This is a genomic window from Sediminispirochaeta bajacaliforniensis DSM 16054, from assembly GCF_000378205.1.
GTDB lineage: Bacteria > Spirochaetota > Spirochaetia > DSM-16054 > Sediminispirochaetaceae > Sediminispirochaeta > Sediminispirochaeta bajacaliforniensis.
Window position 1 is genome coordinate 1 of the sequence record NZ_KB899414.1, and the last position, 21637, is coordinate 21637.

The window sequence follows — 21637 nt, forward strand, 5'->3', positions numbered from 1 at the left end:
AGTCTGTATACCAGGCGGAGGTTTTTCTTACGGAACCAGCCCATGAATCGGAGTGGGAGGGAGCTGTGGGTCAGGTGCATTCCCACGGCCTTACGGTGGATGATTGACTATCTTCCTTCTTATGCATGGGCTTAAAGGTAAAGGAATCACCACGATTCCGGACAGTAAGAAAGCCGTCCGATCAACGACCGAACGGCAGAGCATACGTACCCTCTTTCGGGGGCATTATTCGCCAAACAAAAAATTAGTAACCAAGATCGAGCATCGCATCGGCCACTTTCTTGAAACCGGCGATATTCGCCCCTTTTACATAGTTGATGTATCCATCCTCCGTACGTCCATCACGCACGCAAGCGTCGTGGATGTCTCCCATGATTCGTTTCAACTTTTCATCCACCTCTTCGGCTGGCCAGGAAAGTTTCATGGAGTTCTGGCTCATCTCCAAACCGGAAACAGCGACCCCGCCGGCATTAGCGGCCTTTCCGGGAACAAAGGGGACTTTCGCTGCAAGGAATTTTTCTACGGCCTCGGCGGTACAGCCCATATTACTGGTTTCGACCACGAATTTGACACCGTTTGCCATCAGTTTGTCCGCATCATCTCCGTGCAACTCATTCTGGATGGCACAGGGGACAGCAATGTCTACGGGAACATCCCAAGGACGCTTTCCGGGGAAAAACTTTGCCCCGAACTTAGCGGCATAAGGCTCAACCACGTCGTTATTGCTGGCACGCAGTTCGAGCATATAGTTCCACTTTTCCTCGGTATTGACTCCCTCTTCGTCGAGAATATATCCATCGGGCCCCGAAATGGTGATGACCTTTGCCCCCAATTCGGAAGCCTTCATGCAGGCCCCCCAGGCTACGTTGCCGAATCCGGAAACAGCAATTCTCTTGCCTTTCATGGATTCTCCGGTACTTTCCACCATCTGCCGAGTAAAATACATCGAACCAAAACCGGTGGCTTCCGGCCTGATCAAAGAACCGCCCCAGTTTCTTCCTTTCCCTGTCAACACGCCGGCATTTACCAACTGGAGGCGTTTATATTGTCCGTAAAGGTATCCGATCTCTCTGCCACCGACACCGATATCGCCTGCAGGTACATCGGTATCGGGACCAATGTAACGCCAAAGGCTTGTCATGAAGCTACGGCAAAACCGCATAATTTCATTATCGCTTTTTCCTTTGGGGTTGAAATCACTTCCCCCTTTTGCACCTCCCATAGGAAGGGTCGTCAGACTATTTTTAAAGGTCTGTTCGAAACCAAGGAATTTCAACGTACCCAATGTTACGCTGGGGTGGAAACGCAAACCACCTTTATACGGACCAATAGCGTTATTGAACTGTACACGATAGCCACGATTTACCTGAACATCCCCGTTATCATCTTCCCATTCGACCTTGAAGGTGTAGATGCGATCCGGTTCGGTAATTCGTTCAAGTATTTTCGCATTCAGATATGCCGGATTATCGTTTACAACATCGATAACCGATTCTATTACTTCCTGAACAGCCTGAATAAATTCAGGTTCGGCCGGATTCTTTTTTTCAAGCTCGGCCATAAATTCTTTTATGTTGTACACTCTCGTCCTCCATACGGTATGTCTCTTGGCGTTGGGACACGTTGTTACTCTAACGCTCAAAACAAGCGCAGTCAAGTATTATTTCGTATTTTGTTAATTTACGGCTTTATAATCATTTATTTACGCAAGAATGTTTTTAAAAATAGCGGTTTTTCACAACAGATATAAGTCTCGCATCCGACACTCAAATATGATATTCTTCAGAACATTATGGAACAATATTTTTTTAGAGAGACATCTTTTAAACTTCTCATGCAAAAGAGAGTTGCGGATATATTGCTGGTCTGCAGCCCCTACGATAAATTTATGCTCGAAGAGGACGGAAGAATCGATGAGCTGTTGTTTCAGGAATATGTCAGCCTGAATCTTCGCTATCCACCGAAATTCACCCAAGCATCTTCTGCAAAAGACGCCTTTGCCATGCTCGAAAAACGTCATTTCGACCTGGTCATTACCATGCTGAATATAGGGGATTTGAATGCCATTGATCTCGCGAAGCGGATTAAGGCCAAATATCCAAATAAACCCATCATTGTTCTTACACCGATCTCGACACGAGAAACCATGCAACGCCTTCACAATGAGGATATATCATCCATCGATTATATTTTCAGCTGGCAGGGTAATCCGAATATCCTTCTGGCAATGGTAAAATTGATAGAAGACAGAATGAATGTTGCCGACGATGTTGCTACTGCCGGGGTCCAGACAATCATTCTGGTAGAGGATTCGGTACGATATTACTCAAGCTATCTGCCCATGATCTATCAAACGCTTTTCAGTCAGGCCCGATGTCTCATGACCGAAGGGCTCAACGAATGGCAGCAAACCATGCGCATGCGGGGACGCCCCAAAATTCTCCTGGCAAGGAACTATGAAGAAGCTATAGCCCTTTATGAGGCCTACAAGAGCAATCTTCTCGGCATTATCACCGATGTTACGTACAAAAAAGAGGGAATAATCGATCGTTCCGCAGGGCTTAAACTATGTGAACACATCAGGAAAGAAAATCGAGAACTCCCCATCCTTCTCCAGTCGAGTCACCAGGAGCATACAAAGGATGCCGAGAGCCATCAGGCCTCCTTCATCTACAAACACTCCAAGGGATTGCTCAAAGAGCTGGAAGAGTATATCAGATCAAACTACGGTTTTGGAGACTTTGTCTTTCGGGACCCGGTAACCCAGGCCCCGATCATGCGGGCCCATGATCTCTGGGAGCTCCAACACCGCATCGCGGAAATTCCCGATGACTCCTTTGTTGCCCATGTGAATAACAACGATATATCGAAGTGGCTCAAGGCACGTGCACTTTTTTCTCTTGCCGAATACCTCCGCCCTAAACAGCTTTCGGACTTCGACCACGCACAAGAGCTTCGTGACTTTATCATCGGCGCTATAAAGCAGTTTCGCACACAGGAAGGTCGAGGTACCATAGCCGAATTCCAGAGGGATCGGTTTGACGAGTTATCCCTATTCAGCAGGATCGGAAACGGCAGTCTGGGAGGCAAGGGGCGAGGTCTTGCCTTTATCGATTTACAGTTGAAACAGAAACGGCTCAACATAAAATATCCCGGGGTTATCGTCTCGATACCCCGGACGGTCGTGCTGACCACCGAAATATTCGAAGAATTCATGGAGACAAACAGACTCTACGATATAGCACTCTCCGATCACAGCGACAAAGAAATTCTCGACGCATTTCTTGCCGCAAAGCTGCCGGTAAAGATAAGCGAGGACCTTTCCGCCCTTCTTCAGGTGGTACACAATCCCATAGCCGTCCGCTCTTCCAGCCTGTTGGAGGACAGCCACTACCAACCCTTTGCCGGCATTTATTCCACCTTTATGCTTCCAAACAACCACATCGATCTCTCCCGAAGGTTCCAGGATCTCGCCGAAGCGATACGGTGCGTTTTTGCTTCGACCTACTACCAGGCAAGCAAAGATTACATGCGTGCTACAAATAATCTGGTTGAGGAAGAAAAGATGGCGGTCATTATCCAGGAAATAACCGGTTCCGTTCATAATGATCGTTGTTATCCTCACATTTCTGGTGTTGCCCGTAGTCTCAATTTTTACCCAATCGAAAATGAGAAACCGGAGGACGGGATCGTCAACATTGCGTTAGGCCTGGGAAAAACCGTTGTGGAGGGTGGTATATCTCTTAGATTCAGCCCCCGCTACCCCAAAAAAATTATTCAACTCTCCGATACCAAAACCGCCATGAAGGAGACTCAGAAAAACTTTTTCGCCCTTTCCATGGATTCCGAATCCTTCTCTGTTACCCACAAAGAAGAATCCAATATCATCAGCCTGGATCTCTCCGCTGCAGAAGAGGATGGGATGCTGAAGAATCTCGCCTCTACCTACGACATGGAAAATCATATACTACGGGACGGTAGCGGATACAAAGGCCCGAGGGTCCTTACCTTCTCCGGTATCCTCCGCTACGGCATGTTTCCCTTGGCCGACATCATTACTGAATTGCTGAAGATGGGGAAACAGGCCATGAACGTCCCCATTGAAATAGAGTTCGCCGTCAACCTAAAGCCGGTAGGAGGAAGGCTTCCCACCTTCAGCTTCCTTCAAATCAGACCAATTGTCGAAAACGCAGAGGCCGAGGATCTGGTTATTGAAGAACCTGATCCTAAAACGGCTCTTGTCTTTAGCAACAAAGCGATGGGGAACGGCAACTACCGGGAAATTCGTGATTTCGTCTATATCAACCCGGACCGTTTCGATCCCTCCAAAACAAAGGAGATGGCAACAAGCATAGCCGAGATCAATGCAGCGTTGGATGATGAAGATAGGGGATACATTCTTGTGGTTCCCGGTCGACTCGGATCAAGCGACAGGTGGCTGGGTATCCCTATCAACTGGAGTCAAATATCCAATGCCCGGGTCATTGTAGAGTCGGGACTGAAAAATTTCAGGGTGGATCCGAGCCAAGGCACCCATTTTTTTCAGAACATCACAAGCCTGAGAAATGCCTACCTCACCATCAATCCCTTTATGGACGACGGACTCTTCAATGTCGAGTATCTCAACAAGATGAAAGCCGCCAAGGAGGATAAATTCCTGCGACACATACGCTTTTCATCCCCCTTAACGGTAAAGATCGACGGAAAGACAGGAAGGGGATTGATTACCCTTTAAGTCGGCGATACTCCTTGAGTCCCTCGTCAATGATATGAATAGCATTCCCGAGTGCTTCCCGATTTAAGACATAGGCGATTCTGATTTGATTCTTTCCCAGTCCCGGGCTTGCGTAAAAGCCTGCGGCAGGGGCCACCATAGTGGTGGCTCCGTTTAAGCGAAAATCGCGGAGGAGCCAAATGGCGAAGGCCTCCGCGTCATCTACCGGAAGCTGGGCAATCAAGTAAAAGGCTCCTTCGGGTTTTTTGACCACAACACCGTCGATCTTCGACAAGGCCTCAACCGCAAGGTCCCGGCGAAGCTTATACTCCGCCACAACATCCCGCAGGTATTCTGGCGGTGTATCCAGAGCCCGCTCGGCGGCAATTTGCTCAACAGCCGGAGGGCAGAGGCGGGCCTGCCCGAACTTCATGACCAAAGAGTAGATATCCCGGTTTTTCGTCACCAAAGCCCCAATCCTTGCTCCACAAGCAGAGAAGCGCTTACTCACCGAGTCGATCATGACAGCGTGCTCTTCCAGCCCGGGAATGGAAAGAATCGAAGCAGGCTTTTCCTCTCCGTAGAAAAAATCGCGGTAGACCTCGTCGCTAAGTACAAAAAGATTGTGCCGTTTGGCGAAAGCTGCCAGCTGCTCAAGTTGCGGGCGGGTAAAAATGGCGCCGGTGGGGTTTCCCGGAGAGGTAATCAGAATTGCCCTACTCCGTTCAGTAATGACAGCCTCAAAAGCTTCGATAGAAGGAAGACGAAATCCATCGTCGATGGTGGCAGTAACAGGCACTATCGACGCCCCGGCCATAACGGCAAAACCGTTGTAATTGGTGTAATAGGGCTCGGCAATGATCAGTTCATCTCCAGGAGAGAGAACGGCCATCATGGCAAAAATCAAGGCTTCGCTTCCGCCGGTGGTAACGAAGATATCGTCGACACCGACATGAACACCAATAGTCCGATAGTAATCGGCAAGTTTGCGCCTGTAACTTTCGACTCCTGGAGAAGGCCCGTAGGCAATAATATCCGGTGCTTCGGTGTAGGCCTTTACCATGGCATCCGGCGTTTTTATATCCGGCTGCCCAATATTGAGATGGTATACGGCAACGCCTGCCGCCTTGGCCGCATCGGCGTAAGGAGCCAATTTACGAATAGAGCTCTCTTGCATTTGATTGTTGCGGTTAGAAAGGGGCAGTGTTCCCATGAGTACCTCCGAAATCAAGTATGGTTAATGGAGAGAAAGCCTATCATAGCAAAATAATGGTGGTCAACGGAGCGAAGGCCCAGAAAAGGGGTCATGTGAAAAGAAATCAGGGAAGATAGGGGCCAATTCTACGAAAAGGCAGGAAGGGTAACGGTAAAAACAGAGCCTTCACCAGGATGACTTTCTACCGAGAGGCAGCCGTTACTTCGATCGAGGAACTCTTTACTCAGGATAAGCCCCAGGCCAGACCCCTCCTCCTGCTCCGTGCCTTTCGTATTTTGCCTCGAATCGATCTTGAAAAGCGATGCAAGCTGCTTTTCACTCATTCCGACACCGGAATCGCGAACAATGAGACGACAAACCTCTCCACCCTCTTCTCCGATTAGCTCAATCCGTCCGCCTCTGGGGGTAAATTTGACAGCATTGGAAAGCAAATTGCGAATAACAGTGTCCACTACACGGGCATCTGCATAGGCCCGGATATTCTCCGGTACCTTGTTTTCAACCGAGAGATCTTTCGCTGCAATGTTAACCCCTAAAAGACCGATGTTGTCCCGAACGGATGAGGCAAGTTCGACATCTTCGGGGACAAAAACAGCTGTTCCAATCTGGACCCTTGACCACTGCAGCAAATTTTCCAGGAGGTCGAAGGCATTTTTGCTTGCACTATGAATCCCCCCGATAAGCTCCTTGGCAGTTTCGGGGCTTAGCTCGTCGATTCCATCCCGCAGATACTGACTTACCCCAAGCAGAGCGGTAAATGGGCTACGAAGGTCGTGGGCAATAATGGAAAAAAAGCGATCTTTTGCGGCATTAGCCTCTTTCAACTTGCGCTCGGTAATTCGCAGATGCACATGGGTACGGACCCTGGCCAACAGTTCTGCGGCTTGAAAAGGTTTTGTCAGATAATCGACGGCACCAAGATCGAAACCACGTACAATGCTTTCGGTATCATTTTTCGCCGTCAAAAAAATGACTGGAATATCGGCGGTCTCCGGCTTCTCTTTCAGAAGTGAACAGACCGAAAACCCATCAAGATCAGGCATCATGATATCCAGCAGAATCAGATCGACACCGCCTTCCCGTGCAACGCGCAGAGCAGTTTTACCATCGGTGGCAAAGGAAAAATGAAAATTTTCTTGCTTAAGGATTGCTCCTGCAAGCTGAATATTCCTGTACACATCATCGACAATCAGTATCCGCGAGGATTGGTACTCATCGCCCATCTATACCGTCCTTTCTACCGGAAATCTTACGCAAGCAATTTCTCCATTCGCTCTTGCAACGCCGTAACATCAATCGTAACTGTTGAAGATTTCCCCATAGGCTTTGCCATGACGTCGGAAGCCCCTAACATTTTGGCTCTACGAATATTTTCATCGTTTTCGTACATTGTTCCGCTTAAAATGATAACAGGTAAACTTTTTAGAATTTCTCCCGACCGTTTTTTCGAACCGATTTCTTTCAAAGTGGCGAGTCCATCCATTTCCGGCATCTCAATATCCATAATCACGATATCAGGTTTTTCGGATAGAATTTTCTCAAGGCCGATCTTTCCATTCTCCGCCAGCGAAATCTCCCATTTTCCACTTTTTTTAAATGCCCCTTCCAGTCCCGACCGGACAAGAAAAGAGTCATCGATTATCAATAATTTCTTTGCCATATCAATCTCCTAACCTTCGTTGTCAACTCAGGGAAGTCGCTATCCCAATGATCCCGGAAAGAACATCTTTATGAACATCAGGATATACGGCCCCTATACTTTGGCCAAGCAGTTGAGCAGCCTTCGCAAGAACCCCGGGGTTTGCGTGAAGAAAGCAAACAGGCCCCTTGCGCTCCTCTTTGAGCCGCCGACACTGATTAAAAAGGTCCGCACTGCGAAGGAAAGCTTCCTCCGATATGTGCAGTTCGACCACAAGCACATCTTCCTTTTCTTCTTCGATTTCCAAACCGACCAGATTGCGTAGCTGGATCGGTTCCTCCACTTGCTCAACTCTGAACCAGGGAACCCGTTTCAGCAGAGTTCTCAGACGATCTTCAATCTCATCAAGCAGCACATAAAGGAGCTCGAAGGTGATCTCTTCATATTCGGCCTGAAGACGTAAAAGAGCGGTAACAAACTTTTCCAGATAGATGGCGACACGTCCCAATTCGCCTTCATCCAGCTGCACACCAAGGTCCCGAAGATCAAGGGCAAGCATTCCGAGATCAAGAAGCTGTTCAATGCTCTTGTCGCTATCTGCGAATTGTATCTCCCCGGCAAGCTCAACGGCTCGGCCGTAACTTCCCGCAAAACGCAGGAAAAGAGCCTTTCCAGAAATAAAATCCGCACGCTGTGTTGCCTTGCTGTCTTCTGCTTCTGTTTCAGTTACTTCGGAGACCGCAGGAGCAGAGAGTGGTTCGGAAGCAGAAACCTTTTCGGCACTCCTTCCCCCCCCCTCCTCAAGTTGCCCGACTATTTGAGAAATATGATCATCAAAAGGTGCCGCATCCGCACGAGCGGCAATCTGCCCCAAGAGATCGATAACCTCAAAGCTATGCTGCAGCATGCTTTCGTCAAGAGGGGCCGTACCTTTCCTCACACCGTCGAGGATAGATTCCAGAGCATGGCAAAGTCGGCCGACCGATTCGATACCAACCATATTGGCATTTCCCTTAAGGGTGTGGAAAACACGAAAAAGGGCATTAAGCTGTTCGGTATCGCCGTTTCCGTCCTCCAGGGCCAGGAGAATCGCTTCGCCGCTATTTAAAAGATCTGAGGCATCTTCGTAAAATTGCGACTGGAGGGAAGCAAGATCATCAAGCATGGTCTCCTGCCTCATAGGTTTTTCGGGCCGTCTCTTTTAGTACCTTATTCCACCGTTCCCAGCGGGCAACGGAACCCTCGACAATTTCGACAATGTCATGTTCATCCTGAAACGGCTTCATGACAAAATCCAGCGCGCCGCTTCCAAGAGAATCAATCACCCGCCCAAGGGTGGCGTCGGAGGTCATCATGACCACATGAGTCAAGGGATCGATCTTTTTGGCCTCTCGTAATAGGGTAATTCCATCCATTATCGGCATGACGATATCAAGAATGAGAAGATGAATTTTCTCATGTCTGATAATCTCAAGGGCCTTGGGTGCACTATCCACCGTTTGTATATCCAGCATTTTCAGAGGAGACAAATAGGCCTTCAGAAGCGCCAGCACCATAGGGTCATCATCACAAATGATTGTTTTTACGATCATAACACTGTTTATCATAGGTGCCGGTACACGCCATGTCAAATGGCTCCACAGGCATGATTATTTCTTTCCAAGTTGTTCGATCATATAAAGCTCGATATACCTGGTGAGCGGATCCTTGCGTTTGATCTCCTTCAGGGCGTCCGATTCCGCAACTTTTTCCGCCAAATTTCTGATTCGATCCTGGTCCGGAGGAGAAATGGAAAAGCCCCGTTTGAGGCGACGCATAAAATCACGAACCATGGCATTAACATCCTCGATCAAGTCGGCTTTTGCCTGGGGCTCGACCAAGGGATTCCACGCCTCAATCAGCTCCTTCATATCGGTACGAAGATCCCCACCTTCTCCGACATATGCAACCTTTAGCGCATGGACCGCTTTCCGGTACTGCTGCAGGGCAGCCTCCCGTGATTTTTTTCCGGGAAGTGGAGCAGCGGGCTCCTGCCTTTCCGGCAGCTTATGAAAACCCTCGCCAATATCACTCTTCTTACCCGTAGAACGGGGTTGAGAAGAGCTTCCGGAAGCTTGTTTATCAGAACCGGAAAAGCGGGCATAAAGCTCCGCAGGGTCTTTAATCGAACCGGCCTTTGACCCCATCCCCCGGAATAAACGCATCAGCATAACGCCAAGCCGACCGACGATAGGAATACTCTTCCACAAAGGGATAAGGGTTCTAGCCTCAAGCAGAACGGTCTTTCGGTCGAACCGAAGGATTTCATCGATGGGGATCAAGGCATTCTTCTTTACATCCAACAGCCGCTCGGTTTCGATGAAGACCTCTTTCGACGGCTTTGTCTCGTGAAGAGTCATCAGCAAAAGCTCAAATTTGAGAAGGGCAAAGAGTAAGGGGTCACGATTCTTTACCCTAAGCCAAAGATCGGATTCCAGAGCCTCTCGCCGGATCATCTCAGGAACCTTTCGGAATTCTCCAAGATGCTCCGCCCATTCCCTGCTTACCTCTCTGCGGATATTCCGGCTGATTTCAACCACCTTTTTCAAGGTGAGCTGAAGCAGACGATCCTTTGGAATATAAAACTCGTGACCCGCGGCATCACGTATCCTGATGATGTCGGGAAGCGGCCCCGATTCTTTTAGCTCGGTACGCCGTTCAAGATAGGTTGCAAGCTCTTTCTGCTTTATGGTTCTGCTGACGGGAAAGCCCTTCGGATCCCTAAAACTGCTGATATCAAGAAAGGTATGATAAAAAGGAGCACTTTTAATGCCTTTCTCCACCACCTGAAAGGCATGCTCTTTTTCCTGCTTTGTTCGCTTGTTTCCCTTAAAGAAAAGATTATACATCCCCACAAGGTATGAGGCTTGGCTGAAAGCGTGCTCTCGTTCGAGTTTTGTCTCTTTTTCACGAAAATCCTTCATAATAACGCTCATGAAATGAGACCAAAACTGAAAGGTGAAGTCATCCGGATCTTTGACAATGGAAAGGGCCGTATCACGCTGGGTAAGGATATTGTTGATCATGTCCCTGATACTTCGCTCTTTCCCCGGAAAGGCCGCCAGGAGCCGATGGTTCACATAATCGACATTCTTTTTGATGGTTAAGTATTGACGCATCTTGGAAATACAAAGGTTCAGGAGCTTTTCTTCCGCCATCTCCGGTAAAAGGAGCATGGAACGGATACCTTCGGGAAAGGTCAGTTTCAGAATCGGATGCTCTATCTTTAACTGACCTCTGAGCAGATCGACAAACTCAGCCTTAACATCAAGCACCTGGAGCACTTCTATTGGAAAAGAAAAGCGAAAACTTTCCTCACAAGGAAAGGGACGATCGTTATCGGCCTCCATCTCCTCATAGGCTCCACGAACAGCATATACAAAATAGCCAAGATAGTAGACGATCCGCCCTGCAGGCTCATTTTGAACGACCGCGATATTCTTAGCCTTCGCCTGATCCAGCAGCTCCGAAAGCATAACAGGCGAATACGAGGAGAAATCGGTGAAATCCTGCTTTGTTTGGCGTACCTCGCCCGACCACTTTCCGATGCCCCGCATCAGCGTGGCCAAAGCGATCGAAGCGGTACGTCGTTTGCGAGTATATGCGCGAAGCAGCTGCTCAAAATCGTTAAGGGCATTCATCGGTTTAGTGCCTCAAGTATAGGCCTGGGGAGGCCTTTTTGCAACAGAGATCGGATGACTACACTCTTAGCCCTCCTCAAGGCGAAGGAACTCCCCCCATAAAGGATCCCCGGAGGGAGGATCCGCCGTGATGGTGATCCGATTCCGTTCCCCCACAGGATGGTCGAGGGAAACCTTTCTGGCATGAAGATGTATCCCCCCGTCCCGGTTACTCCGGGGATAACCGTATTTCAAGTCTCCACGGATTCGGCAGCCGACGGCCGCCAACTGAGCACGGATCTGGTGATGCCGGCCGGTAAGTAGCTCTATTTCCAATAGATAGTACCTATTTGTCGCTCCGACAAGTCGATAACGCATTTTTGCCTCCTGACTATCGGCTGTTGGAGTATCGGAAGCAAAAGACTTGTTTTTCTTTCTGTCCCGGCGAAGATAGTGAACGAGGGTGCCGGACTCTGCGGGAGGCATCTTGTCAACAACGGCCCAATAGATCTTCTCAACATGCTGCTCACGAAACGAAAGAGAAAGTCTCCTAAGGGCTTTTTCCGTACGGGCATACAGCACAACGCCGCTTGTAGGGCGGTCAAGGCGATGGGGAATTCCAAGGAAGACATTTCCCGGCTTGTTGTATTTCGCTCTCAGATATTCTTTTACCTCATCGGCAAGTGTAGGATCGCCACTCTTATCCCCCTGCACAATATCACCGCACCGCTTATTCACCACAATCAAGTGATTATCTTCATATAACACTTCAAGCATCTTCCGCCTTCTTTTTTGCCTTTCGAAGCTTAAGGCTCTTTACTTCCTTGGTGGAAAGCCTGACGCCTCCGGCCTTCACGCTTTTCACCAAAAAATCGGAAATCCGAAAATACTCCTCCAAAATCTTAAGGCGAGGCTTTGGTTTATAGTTCAGAACGATCTCCTGATCCTCACGAGTGGTAAAGGCAAGGGGTTTTGCGTTCTCGGGCAAAAGATCGTAATCCTTCTCCAGGATAAACTGCTCGATGGTACATCGCTTAATATAGAGATGCTTGGTTACCGTATCCTGATACACAATGGAAAAGTGACAGTCGGCCAGCTCTTCTTTGTCCGCGATACCGCAGTACATCAATCCCTTACCGACAAACATCTTTTCGGGAACATCGGTTACCCGGTAGGTCCCGTCTCCCCGAATAATCAGCACCCGATCGTACTGATTGACCGCAAAAAGAGAGTCGCCGCCTTTCAGATCGTAGCCAAGATATCCTGTCTTGGCGTCATAACGCAGATCAAGATCACGAGCGGCAACCTCACGGACATCCACCTTCTCAAAACGGCCCACCTTTGTCCTGCGGGGAAACATTCCAGCGGTATCCTTCAGGACCCCCTCGATAAAACCGATGGCGTAGGCCACCAGATTTTTCAAATGATAACGGACCTCTTTCAGGCGTCCCTGCAGCTCGGCCAACTCCTTACGTGCCTTTTCGATATCGTAGAGGCTGATTCGCCGGATCGGAATTTTCAAAAGCCGTTCCACATCCTCTTCCGTCACTTCCCGCGGAATCTCTTTTTTAAAGGGTTTAAATCCTTCGATAACCGCAGAAATCACCGTCTCTCTCGTCTTCATCTCTTCGATACGTTTATAAATTCTCTCTTCGATGAAGATACGCTCCAGGGTTCTTGCATGGATCTTTTCCTTCAGATCGGCCTCTTCGACCTTCAGCTCCGCCTCAAGAACAGCCACAAGCTGACGTGCATAGTAGCGAATCACCTCGGTGACGGTCATCTGGGTAGGCAGTCCCTCCTTTATGACAAGAAGGTTTACGCTGACCGAATACTCACAGTCGGTGTAGGCAAAAAGGCTGTCCATCACCTCTTTGGTATAGACACCTCTGGCAAGTTTAATTTCGATCTCGACCTCTTCACTGGTATAGTCGTTGATTTGACTGATTTTGACCCTTCCCTTTCGGGCCGCCGCCTCTATGGAAGCGATGAGGCTTTCGGTAGTAGTTCCGAAGGGAATTTCCTTAATGATGATCCGCTTTGGATCCTTGGTGTCCAGCTTTGCCCGGATGAGGACCTTTCCAAGACCGTCCTGGTAATCGGAAACATCGACCAATCCACCGTTTGGGAAATCAGGGAAAAGCTGAAAAGGCTCTCCTTTCAACTCGCAAACAACCGCCCGAAGCACCTCTTCAAAGTTATGGGGCAGGATCTTGGTCGACATACCAACGGCGATACCCTCGGCGCCTTGAATGAGAAGTACGGGAATCTTTGAAGGAAAGACTACAGGCTCACGGTTTCGGCCGTCATAGCTGTCCACATACTCTGTTACCTGAGGGCTGTAGAGCACCTTCTTCGCAAAGGGCAGGACACGACATTCGATATATCGGGCAGCGGACGCCTCGTCTCCTGTTATGGGATTACCGAAATTCCCCTGCTTGTCGATGAATAGGTCCTTATTGGCAAGGACAACCAATGCGGAATAGATGCTTGCATCCCCGTGAGGATGATACTTCATGCAGTGGCCAACGATATTGGCCACCTTGTGGAATTTCCCGTCGTCGACCTCAAAGAGCGAATGGAGAATACGCCGCTGTACCGGCTTAAGACCGTCGCCGATATCGGGGATGGCCCGATCCTTGATGACATAGGATGCATACTCGAGGAAGTTACGATTAAAGAGGGTCTTTACATAACTCATTTAGATCAAATTCTCCATGATAAAGCTTCGGCGATGCGGGGTATTTTTCCCCATGTAAAATTCCAGGGTATCGGGGATGGTTTGGAGGCTCTTGATGCTGACATTCACCAGACGCATATCCTCGCCGATGAATTGTCCGAATTCACTTGGGCTGATCTCTCCGAGCCCTTTAAAGCGGGTAACCTCATGGTTGGAAAGAGAGCCCATGGCTTCGTCCCGCTCTTTGATGTTATAGCAATACCGGGTCTCCTTTTTGTTTCGTACCCGAAAAATGGGTGTTTCGAGAATGAAAACCCGTCCCTGATGCACAAGTTCCTCGAAATAGTTGAGGAAAAAGGTAAGAAGCAGATTACGAATATGAAAACCGTCGTGATCGGCATCGGTTGCAATGACAATCTTTGCATAGCGCAGTTCCGCGACATCGTTCTCTATGCCCAGGGCCATCATCATATTGTATAGCTCTTCATTTTTGTAGAGATCGGCTTTCTTCTTTCCCCATGTATTTTGCGGCTTTCCCCTAAGACTGAAAATTGCCTGATGGTAGACATCCCGGCTGGATACCATGGCTCCGGTGGCTGAAGCACCCTCGGTAAGAAAGATCATCGTTTCATCACCCTCTTTGTCTCCAAGGTGATATTTGCAATCCTTCAACTTCGGAATTTTGAGGGCGATTTTCTTGGCTGCCTCCCGGGCCTCCTTTTTTACCGAATTAAGCTCTTTACGTAGTCGTTCGTTGTTTCGGATCTTGTCCTCAAGTTTTTTTGCGGCTTCCTGATCCTTATGGAGAAAATCGGCCACCGCATCTTTGACCTCATTAACGATCCAGCCCCTGACCTCGGTATTACCCAACTTGTTTTTTGTCTGGCTCTCAAAGACGGGATTCATCAACTTGACGGCGATAGCCCCGGCAATACCCTCGCGGACATCGACTCCCGAGTAATTTTTCTTGTAAAACTCGTTCACCCCTTTTAGAAGCCCCTCTCGAAAGGCACTCTGATGGGTCCCTCCGTCACTGGTATACTGGCCGTTGACAAAAGAGAAGTAGGTTTCTCCGTAGGTCTCCGTATGGGTAAAGGCAAATTCCAGTTTTTCGCCACGATAGTAGCCAATCTCGTAGAGGGTTTTCTCTCCGATTTCCGAAGCGAGGAGGTCGAGAAGGCCTTTTTCACTTTTGAATCGCTTTTTGTTGAATTCGAGGGACAGTCCCGCATTTAGGCAAGCATAGTTCCACATCCGCTGTTCGACGAATTCCTGATTGAATAGATAATCACCAAAGATATCGGGATCCGCTTCGAATTCCGTATAGGTCCCGTTTTTTTCCTTCGGGGCCTTTCCTTTTTTCTGGCTTTTCAGCTCTCCTCGTTCAAATATTGCCTCAAAATAGGCACCGTTCCGAAAACTCACTACCCGAAAGCGTTTTGAAAGTGCGTTTACGGCCTTGGTACCGACCCCATTTAGGCCCACAGAAAACTGGAAAACCTCATCATTGTATTTTGCTCCGGTATTGATAATCGAAACACACTCAATCACCTTACCAAGAGGAATTCCACGTCCGAAATCTCTTACTCGGACGACATTATCGGCAAGCTGAACCTTTATGAGATTTCCGGATCCCATAATATATTCATCAATACTATTGTCGATGATCTCTTTCAGAAGAATGTAGATACCGTCGTCAAAGTTGCTGCCGTCGCCGAGCCGACCGATGTACATCCCGGTTCTCAGCCGAATATGTTCGAGACTAGATAGTGTTTTTATCTTACTTTCGTCATAACTAGTAGATTTCTTCGCCATGAATGCATTTGTATCACGTTTTTTCGTTGTTTCAAAGTAGTGATGAAAAACGGTCCTGCATAATTCGGTGAAAGAGGCGGAGATTTTCAATAAGCCGGCGAAACTCATCTTCGCTGCATAACCCTGCGGCAAGCTGTTCCTCACAGCCCCGGATCATTCCCGCAAGAGCGCCCTCTCCGACGGCACTCACATAATTACACATAGAATGCATTCGATTGCATAGCAGATCTTTGTCCGGAGGTGTCTGGCTCAATTCTTTTTCAAAGGCAAAGAGCAGCTGTGGAAACTCTTTCACAAAGAGAGAGGCCATCTCCTTAAGATATTCCCGGTCCCTGCCGGAAGCCAACTTGATCTTTTCGAAAAACCGATCGACGAGGGCTTCATAATCGGCCTCTCCCAGGTCTCCACATCCATACTCTTTGAAAGAGGAAGAAGAAACGGTTCGAAGTGCCCCCGCAAGGCAGGAATAAAGCCGACTTCGGGAAACCGGCTTTATCAAAACTGCGACATAGCCCGAATCAAGTAGTTTTTTCTGTTCCTCCTCACTGATCCAGGCAGTGACCGCAAGGACAGGAATATCGGGAGAACAGAGCGTACGTGTCTCCTGTAATAAATCGACCCCCTCCGATCCAGGCATTTTTATATCAAGAATCACAGCATCGGGACAGGCAGCTCCGGCAGCGGCAAGGGCCTCTCCGCCATCCCGCGCTTCAACGACCCGGCAGCCGGCATCACGGAGAGCCCAGCCAATGGAAAGGCGATGCAATTTATTATCGTCTGCAAGGAGAATACGAGGCATGGCGTTTTCCAGAAACTGGGAATCGTCCTTTTCCAAGGGAGGAATATCCTCACAAACCTCATCGGAAGCATCCTGTTCCGGATGCATCAGGTCAAGATGGATACGGAACATCGCCCCGGATTCCGGGTCACTATGGACCTCTATCTTTCCACCCATGGCATCGACGATCCGCTTTACCACCGCAAGGCCAAGACCACTACCTTCCCTCCTTTGCTGATCAGGACTTGAAGAGCGGGTAAAAAAGTCAAACAAGGTTCCCTGCACATCATCCGGAATACCATTACCGGTATCGGATACCGAGAAAACCAGGGCCTGGCGGCCTTTCTCCGGAAAAAGCGGAGTATCCTGTTCTACGGAAAACAAAACCCGTCCATGATCGGTATACTTAACAGCATTACCGATAAGATTGTAAAAAATCTGGCGAAGCCGTAATGTGTCGCCCAAAAGCAGGGTAGGAACACCTGGAGCCACACGAACTTCCAATTTCAGCCCCTTCGCCCTGGCCAAAGGTTCCATTAAACGACGAACAGGGCCCACAAGATCCTTTCCGAGGTGAAAGGCGGAAGCATTGATATCGGGGAAAAAGCCATTCATATTGGTAACCCCGACAAGATCGTCGACTAAGGCCAAAAGAGTTTGAGCAGCATCCCGAAGGAGAGAAAGTTCTTCATGCACTCCTGGGGCACGACCGGATGAAAGGAGAGCGTCCACAACCCCAAGCATACCCGAGAGGGGAGTCCTCAGCTCATGCGTCACGGTTCCAAGAAATACACCTTTCTGAAGTTCGGCAGAGGCAGCTCTCTGCCTGACCTCCAAGAGTTCAAGCTCTCTTACCTTATAGTCGGTCACATCGTTTCCGATGGAAAGGAAGCCATAGCAGCGTCCTTCGGTATCATAGAGGGGCCGATTCGACCAGGAAATGTAGAGATGCTCGCCCAATCTGGTAACACTCTCTTCGATGGTTTTGCCGTCGCAGCACTGATCGGGCACCTTTCGAAAAAAGTCATCGTTTTTTTTATCCGAAACGATGGTCCCAACGGCATTCTTGTGATAAAGCTCATCCATGGTGTAGCCAAACAGATCAAGGCCAAAATGATTCATGAAAAGAATTTGTCCCGAGAGATCAACCTTTACGATGATCGAAGCAGCCTGCTCTACAATCCTGTGATACTCCTCCTCACGTTCCTGGAGTGCCTCGACCATCCGCCGTTCATCGGTAACAACCCTGCCGCAGCCGACGGTCCCTATGATCTCTCCGGCTTCATCGCGAAAGGGGGCCTTGTAAACGTCCAGAAAGAGGAACTCACCACGGACATTCCCGAACTCGTCAAAGCGTCCCGCCTGTCCGGTCTGACGAACCACAAGATCGCTGTCCCGGCATATCTCTCCGAAGGTATGCCAATCAGGCTGTTCAGGATGATTTTTTCGTTCACGCAGAGCAAAAAACATGTCGGTTTTTCCGATCGGCTCATTGGTATCACGGGCACAAAGGAGTTTATCGCACATTGCCTGATTAACGAAAAGAAAGCGGTTGTTCAAATCCTTTGCCCAAAGCAGGTCGGGAACATTGTCACACATGAGACGCAACATTCGGGCATACGGGGAATCAAAAACCCCGTGGGCTTCCCGAACGAAAGATGATAAACTGTCAAGAAAATTTTCGTTCTTATCCATGAATCCCATTATCCGTTAGGAAGTATAAGGGGGCGAATCACAGGACTCAACGGTAAATGAAAAGATTTTTGCAATTCCGGACGATTTCAAGATAAGCAACACCTCGTTGCCTTTTCCCCGGCGGAAAAGTATCTTAAACTAAGCTTGTTCAAACCTGAAAAATCATGGAGGAATCATGAATAACCCACAGCTGTCCGCTATTGCTTCGGTGAAAAAGCATTTCATACCGTCTCTGCAGCAGATTTTTAAGGAAAGCCTCCTATCGGTAATGCTGTATGGCAGTGCGGCCGGCACAGAATACAATCCGGGAACATCGGATATCAACCTCATGGCTTTGATCGAGGCACCAGCGCCCCGAAATATTATAGAGCTGGGCAGGCAGCAGTCACGCTATATACGAAAACAGAGGATCAGCCTCCAGATCCAAACCGTAGAGGAATTTCTCAACGCCGCGGATGTCTTTCCCATGGAATATCTCGACCTCATAGCCCGACGGCAGCTCCTCTTCGGCAAGGACTACGCCGAAACAATTACTGTAGACAAACGGCATTTGCGCCATCAGGTGGAAGAGCGGCTGCGGGGAAGTATCAATGCCATACGACAGGCGATTCTTGCCTCAAAGGGATCCCCGCGCAGACTAAAATCGGTTCTGATAGAGTGGTTCGGGGCCCAAACCGCGCTGCTTCGGGGTTTGCTGCGGCTCAAGGAAGCAGCTCATATTCCGTTTGGGGCGGATGCGCTTGCCGGGGATGTGGCGGAGGCATACGGTATCGACGGAACCCCATTCGCCGAACTCTCGGCCCTTCGCGATGGGGAACACAAGACAGCCACGGCGACAGAAACGGCCGAGGCTATCCTGGTAGCCCTCACTCAACTTTCCGGTATCGTCGATAAGTTGGAGGCATAAATACATGGCAGCAGTAAAACGCGACCGGAATATTCATCTGCTTCTTTGTATCATCTTCCTTCTCTTTGCTTCGGCAGCTGCTTTTTCACAGAAGCTTCCCGATCCGGTGGGAACGGTAAACGACTTTGCCGGAATCATTGCCGATTCCGATAAACGGGAAATCGAACAGGTCGCCGCATCGGTCAAACAAGCAACTGGAGCAGAAATCGCCGTTGCAACGGTACAGTCATACGCTCCCTATGGATCCATCGAAGAGTATTCCGTTGCTTTGGCACAGAAATGGGGCATTGGGGCAAAGAAAGAAGATAACGGCGTTCTCCTTATCCTGGCCATGCAGGAACGAAAATTGAGAATCGAGGTCGGTTACGGCCTTGAAGGAGCTCTTCCCGACGGTCTTGTGGGGGAGATAATGGATACCTCCATGGTGCCCTATTTCCAGAAAGGGGACTACGGAGAAGGTTTTGTAAGAGCGGTCAACGGCATAGCGGGCATTATTGCCGACGAATACGGTGTAAGCCTTTCACAAGTTGATATGCACGAAAGCAGCCGCTACGATTACGGAAGGGAGAACGGCGGCAGTTCCATGGCGGAACTCTTCAAGGTACTTTTTGTCCTTTTTATCATTTTTAGCGGCGGCGGACGATTCCTCTGGCCGCTGCTGTTCTTTGGCGGCGGCGGGCATCGTCACTATAGGGGAGGCTTCGGAAGCGGAGGATTCGGTTCCGGAGGATTCGGAGGCGGAGGTGGTTTTTCCGGTTTCGGAGGCGGAAGCTTCGGAGGCGGAGGAGCCAGCCGAGGATTTTAAACAGAAATTATGGATAAGGAGCAAACGAGATGAGCGGAAGAAGCAGAGCAAGCATTATCATGGTTGTCGCGCTTATAGGTGTGCTGGTATTCGCTTTCGGATCCTGGTACATCGGGACTCGAAACAACCTGGTACAGCTTGAAGAGGGAATCGATGCGGCGTGGGCGGAAATCGACAATCAGTTACAGCGACGAAGCGATTTGATTCCCAATCTGGTATCGACGGTAAAAGGCTATGCAAGCCATGAGGAAGGGGTGTTTACCAATATTGCGAACGCCAGGGCAAAGCTTGCGGGCGCTGGAAGCGTTACGGAAAAGGCCGAAGGATACAACGAGATGCAGGGAGCACTTTCCAGGCTACTGGTTGTGGCGGAAAACTACCCGGAACTAAAGGCCGATGGCAATTTCACCAGGCTTCAGGATGAACTGGCAGGAAGCGAAAATCGTCTGGCCGTGGCCAGAAAGCGTTACAACGACCAGGTAAAGCAGTTCAACACCAAGATACGGATTTTTCCCGGATCTATCATCGCCGGTTCCATGGGTTTTGAAAAACGTGATTACTTCGAAATCGACGAGGCAGCAAGAACGGCACCGAAAGTCGATTTCGGAAACTAAAGAAACAGAGGCTAAGGAGAGCATAATGGAGTGGAGAGCAAGTCACATTCTGGTAAAGGACCAAAATCTGGCTAAAGAACTGGTAAAACGGGCAAAAAAAGGAGCGGATTTCGCTGCACTTGCCAGAGAGTACTCAACCTGCCCAAGCAAATCCAAGGGAGGAGATCTCGGCTGGTTCGGGAGCGGTAAGATGGTACCGGAATTCGAACGGGCCTGCTCAAATATGGGTGTCGGCAGCATCAGCGATGTGGTACGAACCCAGTTTGGATTTCATGTTATCAAATTGACAGGAAGAAAGTAGCCTCCGGACATCCGGATCATGTGCTCACTTGATTTTTCCGTCGACCTGGAATAGACTCAGAAATAAGACGTTGAGTGTCGTATACTCTTTTTCCTATGATTGAATCGTTTTGCAATTGTAATGAGAGAGACAAGGAAGCATTTTTCTATCCTTTATCTTTTTTTTCAATTCCACTACTCCTTCAACGTATGATCAAAGATTATCGATCTTTCCCGTTTATTTTTATTTTCCGGTAAGGACACCGGATCAAGGAGTTAGTATGTCGAAGAAGATTTATGTGGGAAATCTTAGCTATGAAGCACGAGAAGAGGATTTGGAATCAATGTTTTCACAATACGGTAGCGTCAGCAGTGCCCGTATCATAACCGACAGGGACACGAACCGTTCCAAAGGCTTTGGTTTTGTTGAAATGGAAGACTCATCCGCAGCCGATGCTGCTATCTCCGCTCTAAATGGAACAGAGTGGAAGAACAGGGAGCTGAAAGTAAACGAAGCCAGGGATAGAAACGACAGACCTCAAAGAGGTGGTTACAGATATTAAATCTGAGCCCCCATTAGGAAGCAGCCAGCCTACGGCTGCTTTATTTTTTACTACGGGAGGAACCTTTTGGCAAAAAATTTTTATTCCTACGAAAAACGGCAACAAGAACTAAAAAAGAAAAAGAAAAAACAGGAAAAGTTGGAAAAAAAGCGGGCAAAAAGCAAAAACAAAAACTCAGAAGAGGAGCCACAGGAGAATTCCTCTGATGCCGAAACGAACAATAACGATTAAACCTGCGCAACAAAGGCACAGATCAATTGGACCCGCATCGGA

Annotated in this window: 18 protein-coding genes; 7 read left to right on the forward strand and 11 right to left on the reverse strand. The window is 48.9% G+C overall.

Features of this window, described 5'->3' with window-relative positions; genetic code table 11:
- Window positions 1-244 precede the first annotated feature (244 nt).
- Window positions 245-1582 (reverse strand): NADP-specific glutamate dehydrogenase, encoded by a 1338-nt coding sequence (gene gdhA, locus F459_RS0109585; RefSeq protein WP_020612513.1) that lies wholly within the window; start codon window positions 1580-1582, stop codon window positions 245-247.
- Window positions 1583-1834: 252 nt separating this feature from the next.
- On the opposite strand from gdhA, the gene F459_RS0109590 reads away from it, so the two are divergent.
- On the forward strand, window positions 1835-4735 hold the full coding sequence (locus tag F459_RS0109590) for a PEP/pyruvate-binding domain-containing protein (RefSeq protein ID WP_245540135.1): 2901 nt from the start codon (window positions 1835-1837) through the stop codon (window positions 4733-4735).
- Here the strand turns inward: F459_RS0109590 and F459_RS0109595 are convergent.
- The 10 genes from F459_RS0109595 to F459_RS0109645 form a co-directional block, all read right to left on the reverse strand.
- Window positions 4725-5927: a pyridoxal phosphate-dependent aminotransferase gene (locus F459_RS0109595; RefSeq protein WP_020612515.1), complete on the reverse strand. Its 1203-nt coding sequence runs from the start codon at window positions 5925-5927 to the stop codon at window positions 4725-4727. The two genes, F459_RS0109590 and F459_RS0109595, sit on opposite strands and share 11 nt — an antisense overlap.
- Before the next feature lie 128 nt (window positions 5928-6055).
- A complete protein-coding gene (locus F459_RS0109605; RefSeq protein WP_020612517.1) occupies window positions 6056-7153 on the reverse strand; it encodes a hybrid sensor histidine kinase/response regulator in 1098 nt (365 codons plus the stop codon).
- Window positions 7154-7179: 26 nt separating this feature from the next.
- Window positions 7180-7590 carry a response regulator gene (locus F459_RS0109610; protein WP_020612518.1) on the reverse strand — a complete coding sequence of 137 codons (411 nt, stop codon included), beginning with the start codon at window positions 7588-7590 and terminating at the stop codon, window positions 7180-7182.
- 22 nt (window positions 7591-7612) lie between these two features.
- Window positions 7613-8734 carry an Hpt domain-containing protein gene (locus F459_RS0109615; protein ID WP_020612519.1) on the reverse strand — a complete coding sequence of 374 codons (1122 nt, stop codon included), beginning with the start codon at window positions 8732-8734 and terminating at the stop codon, window positions 7613-7615.
- On the reverse strand, window positions 8727-9161 hold the full coding sequence (locus F459_RS0109620) for a response regulator (RefSeq protein WP_245540136.1): 435 nt from the start codon (window positions 9159-9161) through the stop codon (window positions 8727-8729). The genes F459_RS0109615 and F459_RS0109620 overlap by 8 nt, the downstream gene beginning before the upstream one ends.
- Window positions 9162-9218: 57 nt before the next feature.
- The gene (locus F459_RS0109625) at window positions 9219-11249 is read right to left on the reverse strand and encodes a hypothetical protein (RefSeq protein ID WP_020612521.1); all 2031 of its coding nucleotides are present in this window, start codon (window positions 11247-11249) and stop codon (window positions 9219-9221) included.
- A gap of 66 nt (window positions 11250-11315) precedes the next feature.
- Entirely contained in the window at window positions 11316-12005 is a 690-nt protein-coding gene (locus F459_RS0109630; RefSeq protein ID WP_020612522.1) for an RluA family pseudouridine synthase, read from the reverse strand.
- Window positions 11998-13929 carry a DNA topoisomerase IV subunit A gene (locus tag F459_RS0109635; protein WP_020612523.1) on the reverse strand — a complete coding sequence of 644 codons (1932 nt, stop codon included), beginning with the start codon at window positions 13927-13929 and terminating at the stop codon, window positions 11998-12000. The genes F459_RS0109630 and F459_RS0109635 overlap by 8 nt, the downstream gene beginning before the upstream one ends.
- On the reverse strand, window positions 13930-15723 hold the full coding sequence (locus F459_RS0109640) for a DNA topoisomerase IV subunit B (RefSeq protein WP_026294980.1): 1794 nt from the start codon (window positions 15721-15723) through the stop codon (window positions 13930-13932).
- A gap of 31 nt (window positions 15724-15754) precedes the next feature.
- Window positions 15755-18196: a hybrid sensor histidine kinase/response regulator gene (locus F459_RS0109645; protein ID WP_154651664.1), complete on the reverse strand. Its 2442-nt coding sequence runs from the start codon at window positions 18194-18196 to the stop codon at window positions 15755-15757.
- 175 nt (window positions 18197-18371) lie between these two features.
- Between F459_RS0109645 and F459_RS0109650 the strand changes: the two genes are divergently transcribed.
- From F459_RS0109650 to F459_RS24125, 6 genes are all read left to right on the forward strand, one after another.
- Window positions 18372-19103, forward strand: coding sequence for a hypothetical protein (locus F459_RS0109650; protein WP_020612526.1), 732 nt, complete (start codon window positions 18372-18374; stop codon window positions 19101-19103).
- 4 nt (window positions 19104-19107) lie between these two features.
- Window positions 19108-19908, forward strand: a complete 801-nt coding sequence (locus tag F459_RS0109655; protein WP_020612527.1) for a TPM domain-containing protein — start codon at window positions 19108-19110, stop codon at window positions 19906-19908.
- Between the two features lie 29 nt (window positions 19909-19937).
- Window positions 19938-20522, forward strand: coding sequence for a LemA family protein (locus F459_RS0109660; RefSeq protein WP_020612528.1), 585 nt, complete (start codon window positions 19938-19940; stop codon window positions 20520-20522).
- A 25-nt stretch (window positions 20523-20547) separates the two neighbouring features.
- Window positions 20548-20823: a peptidylprolyl isomerase gene (locus F459_RS0109665; protein WP_020612529.1), complete on the forward strand. Its 276-nt coding sequence runs from the start codon at window positions 20548-20550 to the stop codon at window positions 20821-20823.
- Between the two features lie 259 nt (window positions 20824-21082).
- A complete protein-coding gene (locus tag F459_RS0109670; RefSeq protein WP_020612530.1) occupies window positions 21083-21364 on the forward strand; it encodes an RNA recognition motif domain-containing protein in 282 nt (93 codons plus the stop codon).
- Between the two features lie 66 nt (window positions 21365-21430).
- Complete coding sequence (locus F459_RS24125; RefSeq protein ID WP_020612531.1) at window positions 21431-21595, forward strand: hypothetical protein; 165 nt, start codon at window positions 21431-21433, stop codon at window positions 21593-21595.
- The last annotated feature ends 42 nt before the right edge of the window (window positions 21596-21637 follow it).